This window comes from Streptomyces sp. ADMS (assembly GCF_033441795.1).
GTDB lineage: Bacteria > Actinomycetota > Actinomycetes > Streptomycetales > Streptomycetaceae > Streptomyces.
The window spans coordinates 57,246-76,521 of the sequence record NZ_JAVFVX010000019.1 but is presented as its reverse complement, the minus strand read 5'-3'; the positions used below and the strand labels follow the sequence as shown (position 1 = coordinate 76,521).

Annotated in this window: 16 protein-coding genes and 1 pseudogene; 9 read left to right on the top strand and 8 right to left on the bottom strand. The window is 70.1% G+C overall.

Going from position 1 to position 19,276, the window contains the following annotated elements; genetic code table 11:
* Window positions 1-19 precede the first annotated feature (19 nt).
* Together RB628_RS11545 and RB628_RS11540 are read right to left on the bottom strand one after the other, a co-directional pair.
* The gene (locus RB628_RS11545) at window positions 20-1,183 is read right to left on the bottom strand and encodes an SEC-C domain-containing protein (protein ID WP_318320255.1); all 1,164 of its coding nucleotides are present in this window, start codon (window positions 1,181-1,183) and stop codon (window positions 20-22) included.
* Window positions 1,184-1,260: 77 nt separating this feature from the next.
* A pseudogene (locus tag RB628_RS11540) lies at window positions 1,261-2,173 on the bottom strand (McrC family protein).
* 462 nt (window positions 2,174-2,635) lie between these two features.
* On the opposite strand from RB628_RS11540, the gene RB628_RS11535 reads away from it, so the two are divergent.
* From RB628_RS11535 to tyrS, 3 genes are all read left to right on the top strand, one after another.
* Window positions 2,636-4,159, top strand: coding sequence for a TldD/PmbA family protein (locus tag RB628_RS11535; RefSeq protein ID WP_318320252.1), 1,524 nt, complete (start codon window positions 2,636-2,638; stop codon window positions 4,157-4,159).
* An 82-nt stretch (window positions 4,160-4,241) separates the two neighbouring features.
* Window positions 4,242-5,636 (top strand): metallopeptidase TldD-related protein, encoded by a 1,395-nt coding sequence (locus tag RB628_RS11530; RefSeq protein WP_318320251.1) that lies wholly within the window; start codon window positions 4,242-4,244, stop codon window positions 5,634-5,636.
* Window positions 5,637-5,704: 68 nt separating this feature from the next.
* Window positions 5,705-6,970, top strand: coding sequence for a tyrosine--tRNA ligase (gene tyrS, locus RB628_RS11525; protein WP_318320250.1), 1,266 nt, complete (start codon window positions 5,705-5,707; stop codon window positions 6,968-6,970).
* 74 nt (window positions 6,971-7,044) lie between these two features.
* On the opposite strand, the gene RB628_RS11520 is transcribed toward tyrS, so the two are convergent.
* The gene (locus RB628_RS11520) at window positions 7,045-7,323 is read right to left on the bottom strand and encodes a GlsB/YeaQ/YmgE family stress response membrane protein (RefSeq protein ID WP_318320249.1); all 279 of its coding nucleotides are present in this window, start codon (window positions 7,321-7,323) and stop codon (window positions 7,045-7,047) included.
* 244 nt (window positions 7,324-7,567) lie between these two features.
* Here RB628_RS11520 and RB628_RS11515 point away from each other — a divergent pair, with 244 nt between their 5' ends.
* Together RB628_RS11515 and RB628_RS11510 are read left to right on the top strand one after the other, a co-directional pair.
* The gene (locus tag RB628_RS11515) at window positions 7,568-7,966 is read left to right on the top strand and encodes a DUF3099 domain-containing protein (protein ID WP_318320248.1); all 399 of its coding nucleotides are present in this window, start codon (window positions 7,568-7,570) and stop codon (window positions 7,964-7,966) included.
* A 208-nt stretch (window positions 7,967-8,174) separates the two neighbouring features.
* The gene (locus RB628_RS11510; RefSeq protein WP_318320247.1) at window positions 8,175-8,399 is read left to right on the top strand and encodes a hypothetical protein; all 225 of its coding nucleotides are present in this window, start codon (window positions 8,175-8,177) and stop codon (window positions 8,397-8,399) included.
* Window positions 8,400-8,406: 7 nt separating this feature from the next.
* Here RB628_RS11510 and moaA read toward each other — a convergent pair whose 3' ends face one another.
* From moaA to RB628_RS11495, 3 genes are all read right to left on the bottom strand, one after another.
* Window positions 8,407-9,396, bottom strand: coding sequence for a GTP 3',8-cyclase MoaA (moaA, locus tag RB628_RS11505; protein WP_318320246.1), 990 nt, complete (start codon window positions 9,394-9,396; stop codon window positions 8,407-8,409).
* 171 nt (window positions 9,397-9,567) lie between these two features.
* The gene (locus tag RB628_RS11500) at window positions 9,568-11,193 is read right to left on the bottom strand and encodes a cation acetate symporter (RefSeq protein ID WP_318320245.1); all 1,626 of its coding nucleotides are present in this window, start codon (window positions 11,191-11,193) and stop codon (window positions 9,568-9,570) included.
* Window positions 11,190-11,546 carry a DUF485 domain-containing protein gene (locus tag RB628_RS11495; RefSeq protein WP_318320244.1) on the bottom strand — a complete coding sequence of 119 codons (357 nt, stop codon included), beginning with the start codon at window positions 11,544-11,546 and terminating at the stop codon, window positions 11,190-11,192. Before RB628_RS11495 ends, RB628_RS11500 begins: the two co-directional genes overlap by 4 nt.
* A 461-nt stretch (window positions 11,547-12,007) precedes the next feature.
* Here RB628_RS11495 and RB628_RS11490 point away from each other — a divergent pair, with 461 nt between their 5' ends.
* The 4 genes from RB628_RS11490 (at window position 12,008) to RB628_RS11475 (ending at window position 17,735) form a co-directional block, all read left to right on the top strand.
* Complete coding sequence (locus RB628_RS11490) at window positions 12,008-13,540, top strand: S8 family peptidase (RefSeq protein WP_318320243.1); 1,533 nt, start codon at window positions 12,008-12,010, stop codon at window positions 13,538-13,540.
* A 68-nt stretch (window positions 13,541-13,608) separates the two neighbouring features.
* Complete coding sequence (locus tag RB628_RS11485) at window positions 13,609-15,138, top strand: S8 family peptidase (protein WP_318320242.1); 1,530 nt, start codon at window positions 13,609-13,611, stop codon at window positions 15,136-15,138.
* 103 nt (window positions 15,139-15,241) lie between these two features.
* On the top strand, window positions 15,242-16,621 hold the full coding sequence (locus RB628_RS11480; protein WP_318320241.1) for a CoA transferase: 1,380 nt from the start codon (window positions 15,242-15,244) through the stop codon (window positions 16,619-16,621).
* Window positions 16,622-16,706: 85 nt separating this feature from the next.
* A complete protein-coding gene (locus RB628_RS11475; protein WP_318320240.1) occupies window positions 16,707-17,735 on the top strand; it encodes a CopD family protein in 1,029 nt (342 codons plus the stop codon).
* Here RB628_RS11475 and RB628_RS11470 read toward each other — a convergent pair.
* Window positions 17,701-18,399, bottom strand: coding sequence for a lysoplasmalogenase (locus RB628_RS11470; RefSeq protein ID WP_318320239.1), 699 nt, complete (start codon window positions 18,397-18,399; stop codon window positions 17,701-17,703). The two genes, RB628_RS11475 and RB628_RS11470, sit on opposite strands and share 35 nt — an antisense overlap.
* Window positions 18,396-19,265: a sterol desaturase family protein gene (locus RB628_RS11465; protein WP_318320238.1), complete on the bottom strand. Its 870-nt coding sequence runs from the start codon at window positions 19,263-19,265 to the stop codon at window positions 18,396-18,398. Before RB628_RS11465 ends, RB628_RS11470 begins: the two co-directional genes overlap by 4 nt.
* Between the last annotated feature and the right edge of the window lie 11 nt (window positions 19,266-19,276).

Sequence of the window (19,276 nt, the reverse complement as noted above, 5' to 3'; positions counted from 1 at the left end):
ACCGGGCGGCCTCGGCGCTTCAGCCGAGCGCCGGGTTTCCGCAGCACTTCTTGTACTTGCGCTCCGAGCCGCACCAGCACGGACCGTTGCGGGGCGGTGGCCAGTCGGCCGCCTCTCCCCTGCGGGCGAGTTCGGCGCCGTACGCGGAACGGGTGGCCGGTGAGTCGGGTGATCCACCGTCTCCAGCCGCGTAGGCCGTCAAGCCAGTCAGCGCGGCGTGACCGACCGCGAGGCTGGGGGCTCCTTCGTCGGAGAGTTCTCGTAGTGTCCGCTCGACCTGGCGCCGGTGGCCGGCGTGGTCGTCGCCGTAGGCATCCGCTGACTTCGGCCAGCGCTTCAAGAGCTGGGCGAATTCCTCCGGCGGCCAGTACAGGACGCAGACGCTCCGCAGGCGGCCAGGGGTGGGACGGTCGTCGGCCGGCAGGCTGTCCAGCAGTCCCCTGAGCTCGTCTTCCAGCAACGCCGAGCCCTCCTCCTTCAGCCGCTTGAGCCGGACCGGATCGTGCATCTCGTCCAGCGTGTTCACCCGGCCGAGCAAGGGAGACGCGCGCCGCTCGTGCAGCGCGTCGGCCACGTCGTCCCAGTCGTCGTGCGGCTCGCCGAGCAGTCTGCGCACCCGGTGACGCCCGATGACGAGCATTTCGACGTCGAAGTGGTGCGGGTCCGCCTCGACCGTGTCCACCGTCACCGGTGCACCCGTGCCGAGAGCGTGCGTGACACCGGCCGTGTAGCACTCGGCGGCCGTGGTCGTCTCGTCCCGCTCCTCGAAGGCCTCGGCGACGAAGTTCCAGGCGCCCGCGTCCCGGGGGTGCCGCCTGCGGAAGGCGGCGGATGCCGCGCGGGCCTCCTCCTCCCGCCCGGCGTCCCACAGCGTGCCGATACGGAAGGCGTCGACCAGGTCCGGTTCCGCGCAGCCTTCGCCCGCCGGGTCCAGCAGCCGCTCGTACAGGGTGACCGCCCGGTCGTACTCGCCCGCGTCGCTCCACGCGTCGGCGGCTTCCATCAGCAACTGCTCGCGGTCTTCGGGATACCGCTCCGCCAGTTCCTCGCTCTCCCGCGCGAACCTGGTGTGGGTCTCCGGGGTCGGAGGGGGTGCGCTCGGGCGGGTTGCGAGGGCGTGCCCGTTCGTGCGCGCGCTCTTGTTCTTGTTGCTCTTGCCGCCGGTGCGGCGCTTGCTGGTCATGAATCCACCGTAGTGCGGGCGGAGTTGACGCGGCCGGACACTCCTGCGGATCACTCGCACGGGTGATCGGCACCCGGTCACCTGTCGTCCTGCCCCGCCTCTTGCGATGCTCCCGCCGTTCGCGCGGCGTCGATCGACTCCGCGAGGCCCGCGATGTCGGCCGCCAGATCCCTCCAGGGGCGGGAGAGGTCCACGACATGCCGCCAGATTCTCAGCACCCCCTTCCCCACCGGCACTTCCACGACGCCGGGGCGGCCCGAGGCGTACACGAGGTGGCCTTCGGCCAGGCCGAGCCGCACGCAGTAGGCAGTCATCTGGTAGAGGTCGTCCCGTTGGAACCTGGTCTTGAACTTGGCGTCGAGGACGACGGCCTGGCGCAGCACCCCGTCGTACGGCGACGGAAGGTAGTGCACGAGGTCCGGCTTGAGTACGTGTCTGCCCGCGGTGTCGAGGTGGAAGTTCCGGTCGTGCGGTTCAGGTCTGCCTCCGGCACGGTGGCGCAGCGCCTCGCCCACCGCTCGGGCCAAGTACGCCTCGAAGAGCCGCCACATGGTCACCAGCATCCCGTCCACGGCGATCTCCCGGCCGTCGCCGAACTCGTACGAGGCGCCGCGCAGGACGAGGTCCGCGAGGGTCAGGGCGTGCGCGTAGCGGGCGTTGCGTCGGCCCTGGGTCCAGTGGGGCGTCGGGGCCCCGGCGGGCAGGAGACGGACCCCTTCCAGTCGGGCGGTGATCCGCTGGAGGGCGGAGCGTGGGGCGGTGTCGAGGCCGGGTACCCGCAGCGATCGACGGGCGGCTGCGAGGAGGAGGCGGTTCCGGTATGTCGGAGGTGTGGTCGTCGTAGAGGACCTCCAGGGGTACGGAGACGCCAGGTCTGCGGCGGAGCTGGTCCGCGTGACGGATACGGCCGCGGACGACGGGCAGCGTGTCGTACGTCTCCCGGTGGTCATGGAGGACGCCGTGCAGCAGCGCCCGTTCGGCAGCGGACACAAAGGCTCGCGCGAGGGCCGGAAGGAGGTCTGGGCGGAACTCGGCCGCGGAAGATGGGGTTCAGAGCAAGCTTGGGATCGGACCGGCGAGTCTTGCGCTTCCGCTCGTCGGCGAGGTGGCTCTCGATGTGTCCGGATCTCGCACGGCGACGAGCGAGCTGGTGAAGGCCTCGTACTCGGCGATGAGGTCGTGGTGGACACCGAAGACATCCATGAATCGGCTGGGCCCTTTTGGCCCGCTTCACACTTGTTTCGTGCGCCGTGCTGCGAGGGTGGCACCCGATCGGGCGACGTGCCGCGCAACCGAGCCAGCCTACTGTCCCAGCGGACCACTCCTGCCAGGACTTTCTCAGGTTGCGCCTCCGATCGAGACCGTACCTATTTCCTGAGTATCCAACGGGTGCAACATGATTCACTGCCCGTGACGGCCATCGCAGGAGAGCGCCCCGAAGGGATCCCATCCGTGCCCCACGAAGTCGATCAGTCATTCCTGGCACTGCCCCTACGTGCCCTGGCCGACGCCGCCCTCGCACGCGCGCGTGCGCTCGGTGCCGAGCACGCGGACTTCCGGTTCGAGCGGGTGCGCAGCGCGTCCTGGCGGCTGCGAGACGCCAAGCCGTCCGGATCGTCGGACACCACGGACCTGGGGTACGCGGTGCGGGTGGTGCACGGCGGTACCTGGGGGTTCGCGTCGGGCGTGGATCTGAGCATGGACGCCGCCGCGAAGGTCGCCTCGCAGGCCGTGGCCATGGCGAAGCTCTCCGCCCAGGTGATCAAGGCGGCGGGGTCCGAGGAGCGCGTGGAGCTGGCCGACGAGCCGGTGCACGCGGACCGGACGTGGATCTCGTCGTACGAGATCGACCCGTTCACCGTGCCGGACGAGGAGAAGGCCGGGCTGCTGGGCGAGTGGAGCGCGCGGCTGCTCGCCGCGAACGGGGTCAACCATGTCGACGCCTCGCTGCTCACGGTGCACGAGAACAAGTTCTACGCCGACACCGCGGGAACCGTCACCACCCAGCAGCGGGTGCGGTTGCACCCGCAGTTCACGGCCGTCTCCGTCGACGAGTCGAGCGGCGAGTTCGACTCGATGCGGACCATCGCGCCGCCCGTCGGGCGCGGCTGGGAGTACCTCACGGGCAGGGGGTGGGACTGGGAGTCCGAGCTGGAGCAGATCCCCGAGCTGCTCGCCGAGAAGATGCGGGCGCCGAGTGTCGAGGCGGGGCTGTACGACCTGGTCGTCGACCCGTCCAACCTGTGGCTGACCATCCACGAGTCCATCGGCCACGCGACCGAGCTGGACCGGGCGCTGGGCTACGAGGCGGCGTACGCGGGCACGTCCTTCGCGACCTTCGACCAGCTCGGCAAGCTCAGGTACGGCTCCGAGCTGATGAACGTCACCGGCGACCGCACCGCGGAACACGGCCTGGCGACCATCGGGTACGACGACGAGGGCGTCGCCGGCCAGTCGTGGGACCTGGTGAAGGACGGCACCCTCGTCGGGTACCAGCTGGACCGGCGGATCGCGAAGCTGACCGGGTTCGAGCGGTCCAACGGGTGCGCGTACGCCGACTCGCCCGGGCATGTGCCCGTGCAGCGCATGGCCAATGTGTCGTTGCAGCCGGACCCGGGCGGGCTGGCGACCGAGGACCTCATCGGCGGCGTCGACCGCGGGATCTACGTCGTCGGGGACCGGTCCTGGTCCATCGACATGCAGCGCTACAACTTCCAGTTCACCGGGCAGCGGTTCTTCAGAATCGAGAACGGCCGGATCACCGGGCAGCTGCGGGACGTGGCCTACCAGGCGACGACCACCGACTTCTGGGGCTCCATGGCGGCCGTCGGCGGCCCTCAGACATACGTCCTGGGCGGCGCCTTCAACTGCGGCAAGGCCCAGCCGGGGCAGGTCGCGGCGGTGTCCCACGGCTGCCCGTCGGCCCTCTTCCGGGGCGTCAACATTCTGAACACCACGCAGGAGGCCGGTCGATGAGCGCCAGCACGGGGATCGGCCGGGGGTTCGGGGGTTGTCCCCCGGAAAAGCACAGTCTGAACACCACGCAGGAGGCCGGTCGATGAGCACCCGTACGAACAAGCCGCACGAAGTCGTCGAGCGGGCTCTTGAGCTGTCCCGGGCCGACGGGTGTGTCGTCATCGCGGACGAGCAGTCGACCGCCAACCTGCGCTGGGCGGGCAACGCCCTCACCACCAACGGGGTCACGCGCGGGCGCACGCTCACCGTCGTCGCCACCGTGGGCGGCAAGCAGGGCACGGCCTCCGGGGTCGTCTCCCGTGCGGCGGTCACCGCCGACGAGCTGGAACCGCTCGTGCGGGCCGCCGAGGCCGCCGCGCGCGGCGCCGGTCCCGCGGAGGACGCCCAGCCGCTGGTCGCGGGTGTACCGCACTCCCCCGACTTCACGGACGCGCCCACCGAGACCTCGTCGGCGGTGTTCGCCGACTTCGCGCCGGCACTCGGTGAGGCGTTCGCACGCGCGCGTGCGGGCGGCCGGGAGCTGTACGGCTTCGCCAACCACGAGCTGGTGTCGAGCTATGTGGGTACGTCCACGGGACTGCGCCTGCGGCATGACCAGCCCAACGGAACGCTGGAGCTGAACGCCAAGTCCCCGGACCGTACTCGGTCCGCGTGGGCCGGGCGGTCGACGCGGGACTTCAAGGACGTCGACCCGGCCGCCCTGGACGCCGAACTCGCCGTACGACTTGACTGGGCGGAGCGGCGGATCGAGCTGCCGGCCGGACGGTACGAGACGCTGCTGCCACCGACCGCCGTCGCCGACCTGCTGATCTACCAGATGTGGTCGGCATCGGCACGGGACGCCGCCGAGGGGCGCACGGTCTTCTCCAAGCAGGGCGGCGGGACACGGATCGGCGAGAAGCTCACCGAGCTGCCGCTGTCGCTGCGCAGCGACCCGAACGAGCCAGGTCTGGAAACCTCCCCCTTCCTGCTCGCCCACTCCTCCGGCGACGACCAGTCGGTCTTCGACAACGGGCTGCCTCTGAGCCCCACGGAGTGGATCCGCGGGGGCGAACTGCACCGGCTGATCACCTCCCGGCACACTGCCGGGCTGACCGGCCTGCCGGTGTCCCCGGCCATCGGGAACCTGATCCTGGACGGGGGCGAGGACACGTCCCTGGAGGAGATGGTCGCGAACACCGAACGCGGGCTGCTGCTGACCTGCCTCTGGTACATCCGCGAGGTCGACCCGGCCACCCTGCTGCTGACCGGCCTGACCCGCGACGGGGTGTACCTCGTCGAGAACGGCGAGGTCAGCGGGGAGGTCAACAACTTCCGGTTCAACGAGTCGCCGGTGGACCTGCTGGGGCGGGCCGTCGAGGCCGGGCGCACGGAGAAGACGCTGCCCCGGGAGTGGAGCGACTGGTTCACCAGGGCTGCGATGCCCGCCATGCGCATCCCGGATTTCAATATGAGCTCTGTCAGTCAGGGCGTATAACCTCGTAGCCGGTAGTCCCCCGGCTGCCGTAGAACTGCACCAAGACCATTCAAGGAGATACGAGAACCGTGACGGACATCGTCGACGAGCTGAAGTGGCGGGGGCTGTTCTCCCTGTCCACTGACGAGGACGCTTTGCGCAAGGCGCTCGCGGACGGTCCCGTCACGTTCTATTGCGGCTTCGACCCGACGGCTCCGTCGCTGCATGTGGGACATCTCGTGCAGGTGCTCACCATGCGCCGGCTCCAGCTCGCCGGTCACCGCCCGCTCGCGCTCGTCGGCGGGGCCACCGGTCAGATCGGTGACCCCAAGCCGACCGCCGAGCGCACGCTGAACTCGCCGGAGACTGTCGCCGCCTGGGTCGAGCGGGTCCGCGCACAGATCGAGCCCTTCCTGATCTTCGAGGGCGACAACGCGGCGACGATGGTCAACAACCTGGACTGGACCGGCGGTATGTCCGCCATCGAGTTCCTCCGGGACATCGGCAAGCACTTCCGCGTCAACAAGATGCTGACGAAGGACTCGGTCGCCCGTCGTCTGGAGTCCGACCAGGGCATCAGCTACACGGAGTTCAGCTACCAGCTCCTGCAGGGCATGGACTTCCTGGAGCTGTACCGGAGGTACGGCTGCACGCTCCAGCAGGGCGGCAGCGACCAGTGGGGCAACCTCACCGCCGGTCTCGACCTGATCCACCGCCTGGAGCCGGAGGCCTCCGCGCACGCGCTGGCGACCCCGCTGATGACGAAGGCGGACGGCACCAAGTTCGGCAAGACCGAGGGCGGCGCCATCTGGCTCGACCCGGAGATGACGACACCGTACGCGTTCTACCAGTTCTGGCTGAACGTGGACGACCGTGACATCTCGACGTACATGCGCATCCTGTCCTTCCAGTCCCCTCAGGCGCTGGAGGCGCTGGAGGCGCAGACCGCGGAGCGTCCGCAGGCGCGGGCCGCGCAGCGCGCGCTCGCCGAGGAGCTGACGACTCTGGTGCACGGTGCCGAGCAGACGGCCGCCGTGATCGCCGCGTCCAGGGCCCTCTTCGGCCAGGGCGAGCTGGGTGAGCTGGACGAGCGGACGCTGACCGCGGCTCTCTCCGAGGTACCGCACATCCAGGTCGCCGAGGCGGGGCCGGTCGTCGATCTGTTCGCCGAGGTCGGGCTGGTGGCCAGCAAGTCGGCCGCGCGGCGCACGGTGAAGGAGGGCGGCGCCTACGTGAACAACGTGAAGGTCGCCGCCGAGGACGCGGTTCCCGCGAAGGAGGAGCTGCTGCACGGGCGGTGGCTGGTTCTGCGCCGGGGCAAGAAGAACCTGGCGGCGGTGGAGGTCACCGGTTGATCGGTCCGTGCGTGCTGAGTAAGTGTGAGGGGGGGCGACCCTGTTGACCGGGCCGCCCCCCCTCACACGTACCGCTAAGCCCGATGTCTCCTGCCGCCGCGCATCTTCGAGTACGCCATGTCGCCCAGGAACACGATCACGACGGCCGCCGCGAGCTGGAGCGCATGCCGACCCCAGTCGATGCCGCTCGTCTCCTCGATGCCGAAGCCTCGTGCGATCGCGTTGCCGACGACGGCGCCGATGATGCCGAAGATGGTCGTCAGCCAGAGCGGGCTGTGCTGCTTGCCCGGAATGATCGCCTTGGCCAGCAGACCCAGCACCAATCCCACGATGATCGCCCACAACCAGCCCATGGATGCCTCCTCGTACGGCTCTACGTCAGCATTACGCCCAGTGTCGGCCCGTTCGCACTACGGCGCATGTCGGGGAGCTCGTACGGGGTATTGCGCAGGCCGCTCAGCCCGCGGAAAGGTGCCCCGGTCTCGTAGGCGGCGCAGGCGCGGCGTAACGTTGAACGGGTCCGGGCCTGGTTCCCCGACCGGGTTCGGCGCGGGTACGGGCCGGGGCGTGGCCGATTCGGGTGGATGGTGGAACGTGATGCGGAAGCAGAGCAGCAGTGGCGGCGCCCAGGTGTTCCGGATCACCGGAGCCCGCCAGGGGCTCGCGGACGATGTCCGCGGCAGACAGCGCCGGTACATCATCTCCATGTCCGTGCGCACGGTGGCGGTGGTCCTCGCGGCGGTGCTCTGGAACGTCGAACGGCACGTCGCGTCCGTGGCGTTGGTGCTCGGAATGATCCTGCCCTACATCTCCGTGGTGATCGCCAACGCGGGCCGCGAGAACGCGCCGGGGCTGCCGTCCACGTTCGTGACGGCTCCGGTGCGGCCGATGATCACGCAGCCTCTGCCGGAAGAGGGCTCCGCGGAATCCGTAACGGAGGACACCGGCGGCGGTCAGGCGGCCGGCGTGGGGGGCGATCCGCGCGATCGGGCCTGACCAGAACTCAGTGCGGACGCGTCACCAAGCTCAAGAAAAGCTCAGATCAATCATGTTGTTCCGGTGCCGGTCGGACGCTTACCCATGACATACTTCGTACGCGCTCCGCATCCCCCGTCGGAGCGACAGACCGACGCCGGGCAGCTCCCCCCGTGGCTGCTCGGCGTCGCCTTTTTGAGCGCTGTTTCAGCCGGGTTAGGGTCGCCAGATGATCGGCCCTGACCCTGACTCCCCCATCTGTTCCGCCAAGGCATGCCGGGCGGACGCCGAGTGGGTGCTCGCCTGGAACAACCCGAAGCTGCACACGCCCGAGCGGCGGAAGACATGGCTGGCGTGCGAGGAGCACCGCGAGCACTTGTCGCAGTTTCTCGGGGTGCGGGGGTTCCTGAAGGACGTGGTGAGGCTGGAGGAGTGGGAGTCTCCGGACAGCTGAACCCGGGTCAGCCTCCGATGGCCGACATCGGGCGGTCCGGCTGGACGAACGACGGGTCGTCCAGGCCCGCTCCCGCCTTCTTGCCCCACATCGCCAGACGCCAGATGCGAGCTATCTCCTCGTCCGGAGCGTCGGAGCGGAGGGCTGCCCGGAGGTCCGTCTCCTCGCGGGCGAAGAGGCAGGTGCGGATCTGGCCGTCGGCCGTCAGCCGGGTGCGGTCGCAGGCGGCGCAGAACGGCCGGGTGACGGAGGCTATGACGCCCACGCGGTGCGGACCGCCGTCCACCAGCCAGCGCTCGGCCGGCGCCGAGCCGCGTTCGTCGGTGCCCTCGGGGGTGAGGTCGAAGCGGGTGCGGAGGGAGGTGAGGATGTCACCGGCGGTGACCATGCCCTCGCGCTTCCAGCCGTGCTGGGCGTCCAGGGGCATCTGCTCGATGAAGCGCAGCTCGTAGCCGTGCTCGACCGCCCAGGCGAGAAGGTCCGGAGCCTCGTCCTCGTTGAACCCCGGCATCAGGACCGAGTTGACCTTCACCGGCGTCAGTCCGGCCTCGCGGGCGGCTTCCAGGCCCGCGACGACGTCCCTGTGTCGGTCGCGGCGGGTGAGGGTCTTGAACACGTCCGGGCGGAGGGTGTCCAGCGAGACGTTGACGCGGTCCAGGCCTGCCGCCTTCAGGGCGGTCGCCGTACGGACCAGGCCGATGCCGTTCGTCGTCAGGGACATCTGGGGGCGGGGGGCCAGGGCCGCGACCCGCTCCACTATGCCGACCAGACCGGGGCGCAGCAGGGGCTCACCGCCCGTGAAGCGGACCTCCGTGATGCCCAGGGTGCGCACCGCGATGTCGATGAGGCGGACGATCTCGTCGTCCGTGAGGAGGTCGGGCTTGGCCAGCCACTGCAGGCCCTCCTCGGGCATGCAGTACGCGCACCGCAGGTTGCAGCGGTCGGTCAACGAGACGCGCAGGTCGGTGGCCGCTCGGCCGTAGGTGTCGATGAGCACGTGGGCCCCCTCCCTCGTAGTGGAACGCGTGGCGGACACATCTTCTCCGATACCTGCGAGCCTACGTGACCCCGCTGACAACGAGACCGGCCCGCTGCCGCAGGACGGCGCGCGGGGCCGCCGCAGATCCCTGCGACAGCCCCGCGTGATGCCTTTCCAGTAAAACGGTTTCTAGTGCGCTCCGGTTCCCGTGAGGGACCGCACTTCCAGTTCGGCGTACTTGCCGGTGTCGGGTTCCTCCTTGGAGAGGACCGTGCCGAGCCAGCCCATGAGGAAGCCGAACGGGATGGAGATGATGCCGGGGTTCTTCAGCGGGAACCAGTGGAAGTCGACACCCGGGAACATCGCCTTCGGGTCGCCGGAGACGACCGGCGAGAACAGCACCAGGCCGACCGCCACGATCAGGCCGCCGTAGATCGACCACAGCGCGCCCTGCGTGGTGAACTTCTTCCAGAACAGGCTGTAGAGGATCGTGGGCAGGTTGGCGGACGCGGCGACCGCGAACGCCAGCGCGACCAGTCCGGCGACGTTGAGGTCGCGGGCGAGGGCGCCCAGGGCGATGGAGACGACGCCGATGAAGACGGTTGCCCAGCGGGCGGCCTTCATCTCCTCCTTGTCGGTGGCCTTCCCCCTGCGGATGACATTGGCGTAGATGTCGTGCGCGAAGGACGACGACGAGGCCAGCGTGAGGCCGGCGACGACGGCGAGGATCGTCGCGAAGGCGACCGCCGAGATCGTCGCGAGCAGCACCGCGCCCCAGGCCGAGTCGACGCCGCCGATGTGCAGGGCGAGCAGCGGAGCGGCCGTGTTGCCCGATGGGTTGGAGTCGGTGATCTCTTTCTGGTCGATCAGCGCGGCGGCGCCGAAGCCGAGCGCGATCGTCATCAGGTAGAAGCCGCCGATGATGCCGATCGCCCAGTTCACGGACTTCCGGGCGGCCTTGGCCGTGGGCACCGTGTAGAAGCGGATCAGGATGTGCGGCAGACCGGCGGTACCGAGGACCAGGGCGATACCCAGGGAGATGAAGTCCAGCTTGGAGATGCCCGTGGCGCCGTACTGGAGGCCGGGCTCCAGGAAGGCGTCGCCCTTGCCGCTGCGTTCGGCGGCGGAGCCGAGCAGATCGGAGATGTTGAAGTTGAACTTCAGCAGCACCAGGAACGTAATGAGGATCGTGCCGCTGATGAGCAGCACGGCCTTGACCATCTGGACCCAGGTGGTGCCCTTCATACCGCCGATGGAGACGTACACGATCATCAGGACGCCGACGAGGGCGACGATGGCGACCTTGCCCGCGTCGGAGGTGATACCGAGGAGGAGCGAGACGAGGACGCCCGCGCCGGCCATCTGCGCCAGCAGGTAGAAGATCGAGACGACGATCGTCGACGTACCGGCGGCCGTGCGGACGGGGCGCTGGCGCATGCGGTACGCGAGGACGTCACCCATGGTGTAGCGGCCGGAGTTGCGCAGCGGCTCGGCCACCAGGAGCAGGGCGACCAGCCAGGCGACGAGGAAGCCGATGGAGTACAGGAAGCCGTCGTACCCGAAGAGGGCGATCGCGCCCGCGATGCCGAGGAAGGACGCGGCGGACATGTAGTCGCCGGAGACCGCGAGGCCGTTCTGGAAGGCGCTGAACTGGCGCCCGCCGGCGTAGAAGTCGGCGGCGCTCTTGGTCTGGCGGCCCGCCCAGACGGTGATGCCGAGGGTCGCGACGACGAACACCGCGAACAGGGAGATGATCAGCGGCCGGTGCTCGCCGGCCTCACCGGCGGCGAGAACACTCTGCTGTACGGGGCTCATGCGCCGCCCTCCATCCGGGACTTGATCGCCTCACCCTTCGGGTCGAGGTTCGCGGCGGCGTGCCGCGCGTACCACCAGGCGATGAGGAACGTGGTGACGAACTGGGCGATGCCCAGGACGAAGGCGACGTTGATGTTGCCGAAGAGCTTGGTGCCCATGAAGCCGCCCGCATAGTTCGACAGCAGGACGTACATCAGGTACCAGGTGATGAAGCCGAGGGTCAGCGGGAAGGCGAAGGAGCGGTGGGCGCGGCGCAGTTCACCGAACTCAGCGCTCTGCTGCACCTCGACGAACTCCTCCGTGGAGGGGAGGTGGGGTTCTGTCTTCGAGGGGGGCGGTGCGTCGGTAGCCACGGAGTCTCCTCGCGTTGCGGGTGCGGTGACGACAGCGGACGGGGGTGAGTGGTCGTCCGGGGACGGGGTCGGACTGGGTACGGACATGGCTCTTTTCTGACCTCGCGGTGATCTGGATCACAGGGGGTCGGCTCGCGATGGTAGGGCCCCCACGCGTGATCCGACAGGGGGCTCGATGGTCCTCGCGCTCCCTGCCCAAGGTCACGGCGCCACGCTAGGACCGGTTCAACTCCCCGCGGTTCTTTCCGAACTGATCTCCGGAAGTCATTGCTGGCCAGCGGCGATGCGGGATAGCTTCGCCCTGTACCACCCGTCATGTACCTGCAAAATCGAACGGCGCGGGCCATACGCCCGTGCCCGCCTTTTCGCGCGTACTCACTTGTTGTCCGTCCCTGCTACGCGCCCGCCCGGCAACCATCCTTGTCCGGGCCGGCCTCGTTTCCGGATGATGTGGAGAACCCATGGCTCATCTGCGCTCCAGACGCCGGCTCGCTCTCGCGGTGCCGGTCGTGCTGTCCCTGACCGCCTCCCTCGGCTTCCTGCCCGTGGCCGCGTCGGCCGCCGAGCCGGCCGCCTCCGCCGCCCAGGCCGCGGACGGTCCGAACCTCGCGTATGTCGTCAACACCAAGAGCACCGACCGTCACACGATCGGGGCGGTGACGAAGGCGATCTCCGCGGCCGGCGGCACCGTCGTGGTCACGCACAAGAAGATCGGTGTGATCGTCGCCCACTCCGCGAACCCCTCCTTCGGGGCGGAGATCCGCGCGGTGCGCGGGGTGAAGTCCGCGGGTGCCACGCGGACCACGCCGCTGGTCTCCGCCGGGACGACCGACGAAGGCGCGGCGGACTATCTGACGGCCGCGGAGGCAGCCAGGGTCGAGGCCGTGTCGGCCACGATCCCCGAGAGCGAACCCCTCGAAGCCGACCAGTGGGACCTGCGGGCGATCGGCGCCGACAAGGCCGCGAAGATCAACCCGGGCAGCCCCAGGGTCACCGTCGCCGTGATCGACACCGGCGTCGACGACACCCACCCGGACCTCGCCCCGAACTTCTCCGCGTCCCAGTCGGCGAACTGCGTGGGCGGCGTCCCGGACACCAGCGAGGGCGCGTGGCGCCCGTACACCGCCGAGGACTACCACGGCACGCATGTGGCCGGTGAGATCGCCGCCGCCCGCAACGGCATCGGTGTGGCCGGGGTCGCACCCGGTGTGAAGGTCTCCAGCATCAAGGTGAGCGACCCCGACAACGGGCTCTTCTACCCGGAGAGCGTCGTGTGTGCCTTCGTGTTCGCCGCCGACCGCGGCGTCGAGATCACGAACAACAGCTACTACGTCGATCCATGGCTGTACAACTGCATGGACGATCCCGACCAGCGGGCCATTGTCGACGCGGTCAACAGGGCGCAGCTGTACGCGCAGAAGAAGGGCACCCTCAACCTGGCGTCGGCGGGCAACTCCGCCCACGACCTGGACTCCGACGCGATCGTCGACGACACCAGCCCCGACGACTCGACGCCGGTCACGCGAACGATCGACCCGCACGAGTGCTTCGACGTGCCGACCCAGCTCCCGGGTGTCGTCACGGTGAGCGCCACCGGTGTCGACAACGTCAAGTCGTACTACTCCACCTACGGCAACGGCGTCATCGACATCGCGGCCCCCGGCGGCGATCGCAAATACCAGATACCGGACACGCCGTCGCAGAACGGCCGCATCCTGTCCACCATGCCGAACGGTGAGTACGGCTTCCTGCAGGGCACCTCGATGGCCTCGCCGCACGCCGCGGGCGTCGCCGCGCTGCTGAAGTCGAAGCACCCGTGGGCGACCCCGGCCCAGCTCCAGACGTTGCTCAAGGTCCAGGCGGACAACCCGGGCTGCCCCGAGTCGTACGACCAGGACGGTGACGGCACACAGGACGCGGTGTGCGAGGGCGGCAAGCGGGTCAACGGATTCTTCGGGTTCGGGATCGTCAACGCGCTGCGCGCGGTCAAGTGACCCGCACGGTTTTCCGAGTTTCCCGCACGGTCCGCACCTCCCACGAACGAACGAACTGGAGATCCTCTATGACAGCGCCTCACCCGCGCACCCGGCGTGCCGTGGCGATACCGGTCGGGATGGTCATGGCGACGGCGTTCGCCTTCCTGCCGAACATCCACGCCGTCGCGGCCGACGCCGAGGCCGGCGCGGCCGTCACGGCCGACGCGACGTCGCTCAGCTATGTCGTCAACGTGTTCCCCGGGCACGGCCCGTCCCGGTACGTGCAGAAGGCCATCGCCAAGGCCGGCGGCACGGTCGTGACGTCGTACGACCGGATCGGGGTGATCGTCGTCCACTCGGCGAACCCCGATTTCGCCGAGGTGATCCGCAAGGTGCCCGGCGTGCAGTCGGCCGGCAACACGCGCAACGCGCCGCTGCCCGCCCAGTCGACCACCGACGTGGGCACCCCGAAGGTGCTCTCGGCCGAGGAGGTCGCGAGCGCCACCGCCGACGCCACCGCGTCCCAGGACCCGCTGGAGCCGTTGCAGTGGGACCTGCCCGCCATCAAGGCGGACAAGGCGCACGAGAAGACTCTCGGCAGCTCCAGGGTGACCGTCGCCGTGATCGACACCGGCGTCGACGACACCCACCCCGACATCGCGCCGAACTTCGACCGCGGCGCCTCCGTCAACTGCGTGACGGGCAAACCCGACACCACCGACGGGGCCTGGCGGCCGACCACGGGCGAGAGCCCGCACGGCACGCACGTGGCCGGTGAGATCGCCGCCGCCAAGAACGGCGTCGGGGTCACGGGCGTCGCGCCGGGCGTGAAGGTGTCCGGCATCAAGGTGTCGACCACGGCCGGCTACTTCTACACGGAGGCCGTGGTCTGCGGCTTCGTGTGGGCGGCCGAGCACGGCGTGGACGTCACGAACAACAGCTATTACACGGACCCCTGGTACTTCAACTGCAAGAACGACCCGGACCAGAAGGCCCTGGTCGACGCCATCACGCGCGCGTCGCTGTACGCGGAGCGCAAGGGTGTCGTCAATGTCGCGGCGGCCGGCAACGAGAACTACGACCTCGCGGCCGACGAGATCACCGACCCTGTCTCGCCGAACGACGCGACACCGTCGGACCGGGTCATCGACCCGTCCGAGTGCTACGACATCCCGACCCAGCTGCCGGGTGTGGTGACGGTCGCCTCGACCGGCGCCAAGGGCATCAAGTCGTCCTTCTCCAACCACGGTCTGGGCGTCGTCGACATAGCCGCCCCCGGCGGCGACTCGACCCGCTACCAGACCCCGGCCCCGCCGGCCACCAGCGGCCTGATCCTCGGCCCGCTGCCCGGCGGCACCTGGGGCTACATGGCCGGTACGTCGATGGCGTCCCCGCATGTCGCGGGCGTGGCCGCCCTGATCAAGTCGACGCACCCGCACGCCCCCGCCGGCCTGGTGAAGGCGCTCCTGTACGCCGAGGCGGACGCCACGGCCTGCACGGACCCGTACGACATCAACGGCGACGGCAAGGTCGACGCGGTGTGCGAGGGCCCGAAGAACTACAACGGCTTCTACGGCCACGGCATCGCGGACGCACTGGACGCGGTGACGAAGTAGGTCCCCTGCAGCACCTTCGGTGGGCCGGGCGGCGTTGCGCTGCCCGGCCCACCGTGTTGATCCAGTACATATATTGATCCGATACACACGGCATAGTGCCCGTATGACTGTGTTGAGCACGGAGTACACCTGGGCCGCGCTGGGCGGCGATCCCGCCCTCGCCGCCCGGGTCTCGGCCGTCGTACGCACCGGAGTACTCGCATCACGGCTTCCGGTACGGGAGTTGGCGCGCGCCTGCGTCGGCTGCTGCGCGCTGGCCGCAGCGGAGTTGGGCGCCCTCCGGGCCGGGCTGCCGGAGGTGCCCGAGGTCCGCGTGGACGACGGCGCGGTCGCCACTGCTTTCGTCAGCGAGCGCCACCTGCTGGTCGACGGACGCGCACCGGTCACCTTCGCGCCCCTGTCGCGCTTCTGGCGGACGGCGGACGGCTGGGTGCGCACGCACGCGAACTACCCGCACCACCGGGCCCGTCTGCTCGCGGCCCTGGGCACGTCCGAGGATCCGGCGTCCGTCAGCGCCGCGCTCGCCGAACGGTCCTCCGCCGAGGCCGAGGAGACCGTGTACGCGGCCGGAGGCCTCGCCGTCGCGCTGCGCACGTCCGAGGAGTGGGCCGCGCACGAGCAGGGCGCGGCGGTGTCCGCGCGACCCCTGGCCGAGCGCGGACGGCTGGACTCGGCACGCGCGCGCGTGCTCCCGCCGAGCGGCAACGATCCCCTGCTGCCCGCCGCCGGAGTCCGTGTCCTGGACCTGACCCGGGTCGTCGCGGGTCCCGTCGCCACCCGCACACTCGCCCTGCTCGGCGCGGACGTGCTGCGCGTTGACGCGCCTCAACTGCCCGAACTCCCCGGCCAGCACGCCGACACGGGCTTCGGGAAGCGGTCGGCTGTGCTGGATCTGGCGGCCGACCGGCACGCCTTCGAGGAACTCCTCGCCGGCGCGGACGTCGTCGTCACCGGGTACCGGCCAGGCGCCCTGGACCGGTTCGGACTGTCCCCGGAGGCGCTGGCCGGGCGCAGGCCAGGGGTGGTCGTGGCGCAGTTGTCCGCATGGGGCGTGTACGGGCCCTGGAGTGAGCGGCGGGGCTTCGACAGCCTGGTGCAGGTCGCCACGGGCATCGCGGCGATCGAGGGGTCGGTGCAGGAGCCCGGCGCGCTGCCCGCTCAGGCGCTCGACCACGGCACGGGCTATCTGCTGGCGGCCGGCGTGCTGCGGGCGCTGAGCGACCAGGTGCGGGAGGGCGGCAGCCGGTTCGTACGGCTGGCGCTGGCCGGGACGGCGGGGTGGCTGACGAGCGGGGCGGGGCAGGGGCCGACGGCGCCTGTGCGCAGCTTCGGGTACGACGGGCCGGAGACGTGGCTCGCCGAGCGGGACAGCGCGCTGGGGCGGCTGCGGTACGCGCTGCCGCCTGTCTCCTTCGCGAGCGGGCCGGTCGACTGGGTGCGGCCTCCCGGGGTTTGGGGGACGGATCGGCCGCGCTGGGTGTAAACACACGTCAAGCATGTGAAGAGGGGTGCCGTGGTGAGTCGCCGGGGCGACTGCGGACATACCCACGGCTGGTGAGGATTTTGGGGTGGGCTTGATACGACCGACCGACGCGGCGTCCGACGAGGGCGGGCCCGCGAGAACACCCGATGGCAAACGCCCTGGTACCGCACGGGCCGTCGCCGTGCTCGTGCTGGTGGCGTTGGCCGCGCTGATACCGCTGCTCGGCCCGTCCGTCGCGCTGGACGGCACCGGGGAGGCCGCCGCGCCCGGTGTCGGGGGGATCGGGCTGCTGCGGACGGTGCTGTTCGCCGCGCTGTGCGTGCCGGTGGGCGAGCTGTTCGTGCACCGGCTGGCCGTCAGGCTGCCCGGGGCGCCTGCGGAGCGGGCGCGCGGCTGGGCGCCGTACGCGGCCGGCGTCGGTTTCGTCGCCGCGCTGGGGCTCGCCTCGGTGGTGGCGACCGGCAACCTCGTACCGGACAGCCCGGCCGCGATCGATGTCGGAGGCCTGTACGAGTCCCGGGACGGCAAGCTCGCGCTGCTGGAGGTCAACGGGTTCGCGGCTGCGGGCCTGTGCGCCCTGTCGGCCCGCCCGGCCCTGCAGGTCTGGCCGCTGACGGCGGTGGCCGTGGCGGAGGCGCTGCGGGCCCATCCAGCACCGGAGCTCGATCCGCTGACCGGCTCGGCACTGACGTTCGTGCACCTCACGTGCGCGGCGCTGTGGGTGGGCGGACTGCTGTACGTCCTGCGGACGTTGCCCCTCTGGGGTACCGCCCTTGAGGCGCGCGTGGCGTTGCTGGGCCTCTACGCGCGCGTGGCGGCCGTTCTGCTCGCCCTGATCACCGCGACGGGCATCTGGAGCACGCTGCGCCGGATGCCCCCGGACACGGTCCTGGAGCAGCTGACGTCGACGGCGTACGGCCGCACCCTGCTCGCCAAGGTGCTTGTCGTGGCCGCCGTCGCCGTACTCGCGCTGTGGGCGCGGCTGCGGCTGCGCCGGGCGGCCGATCCGCTGACGGCCTGCTCCCCCGCGCGCGCGGAGGTCGTGGCGCTGGGGCTGGTGATCGCGGTGTCGGGGCTGCTCACGGCGCTGCCGGTGCCGATCCGCTGGACGTGACGGGTGGGTGCGTCGCGGTCCTCGCCGCCACGAGTACGCCGCCGGCCAGGAGCCACTGGGCCGCGAGGTACGTGAGCATGATCCAGAAGTCGGGGCCGGGGAGCTGGGGCAGGTCCGCGACGCCGGTCGCGATGAGGGTGTCGGAGAGCAGGAACAGCGCGCCGCCCGCGCCGGCGAGGAGGCCGAGCGCGGTGGCCCGGTAGGCCGTCACGGTCAGCAGGAGGCTGTACCCGACGACGGGGACGCGGAGTTCGGCGGGGAGACCGGGCCAGAGGGCGACGAGGGTGACGGCCAGGGCCAGGACGTAGGCCGCCGCGAGCCGGTCGCGTGCGGCACGCACGCGTGGGGTGCGGTTCGTGCGGTACCGGGCGCCGTACGTCCTGAAGAGGGCGAGGTAACAGACGTGGCCGGCCGCGAAGAACGCCATGCCGGCCAGGAACGCCAAGTCGGCGTCGGAGAGCAGCAGGACGTCTCCGGCCCAGCCGAGGAGGAGAGCGACGGTCAGGAGGCGGGGGGCTCCGCGCAGATGGGCGTGGGCGGCGAGAAAGGGCATCAGGAGGGGTTTGGCGAGTGCGTGTCCGGTGTCGGAGCCGGCCGCGAGGGAGAACAGGTCGACGGCCGCGGCGAGGACGAAGGCGGCCAGGAAAACGCGGGCCGGTCTCACGCGACGACGGTTTCCTCGGCCGGCTCCCGCCGCACGGGCGCGGGCTGCCAGCCGGGCCCGCGGAACACCCGCCCGGCGCGCTCACGCCAACTGCCCGCCGCCTTGATGTCCTTGACGATCGAGACGTACTCGTGAGTGGCGACCTTGACCGGGTTGAACGTGCTGATGTTCTTGGTCAACCCGTAGACAGGCCGTTCGGTCTCGGCGACGAACGAGCCGAAGAGCCGGTCCCAGACGATGAGGATTCCGCCGAAGTTGCGGTCCAGGTAGCCGCCTTGGGAGGCGTGGTGGACGCGGTGGTGGGAGGGCGTGTTGAGGAGGTGCTCGAACCACCGGGGCATCCGGTCGATCCGCTCGGTGTGGATCCAGAACTGGTACACGAGGTTCACGGAGGAACAGAAGGCGAGCGCGGCCGGGTGCACACCGAGGGCGACGAGGGGGACGTAGAACGGCCAGACGGTGAGTGTGGTCCAGGGCTGGCGCAGGGCCGTCGTCAGGTTGAAACTGCGGCTGGAGTGGTGGACGACATGGCAGGCCCAGAGGATGCGGACGACGTGGTGACCGCGGTGGGACCAGTAGTAGAAGAAGTCCTGCGCGAGCAGCACGAGCGGGAGGGTCCACCAGAGAACGGGGACACGGAGCGGGGTGAGTTCGTAGAGGGCCGTGTACACGGCGACGATCGGGATCTTCCACAGGAAGTCGAAGGCCAGGCTCCCGAGTCCCATGCCGACGCTGGTGGCGGCGTCCTTGGCCTCGTACCCGGCGGCGTCCTCGGCGGGGTGGATCCGGACACTGATCATCTCGATGACGGTGAGCAGTACGAAGGCGGGTATCGACCAGACGACAACATCGGGGAGGTTGGGCATGACTGCACGTT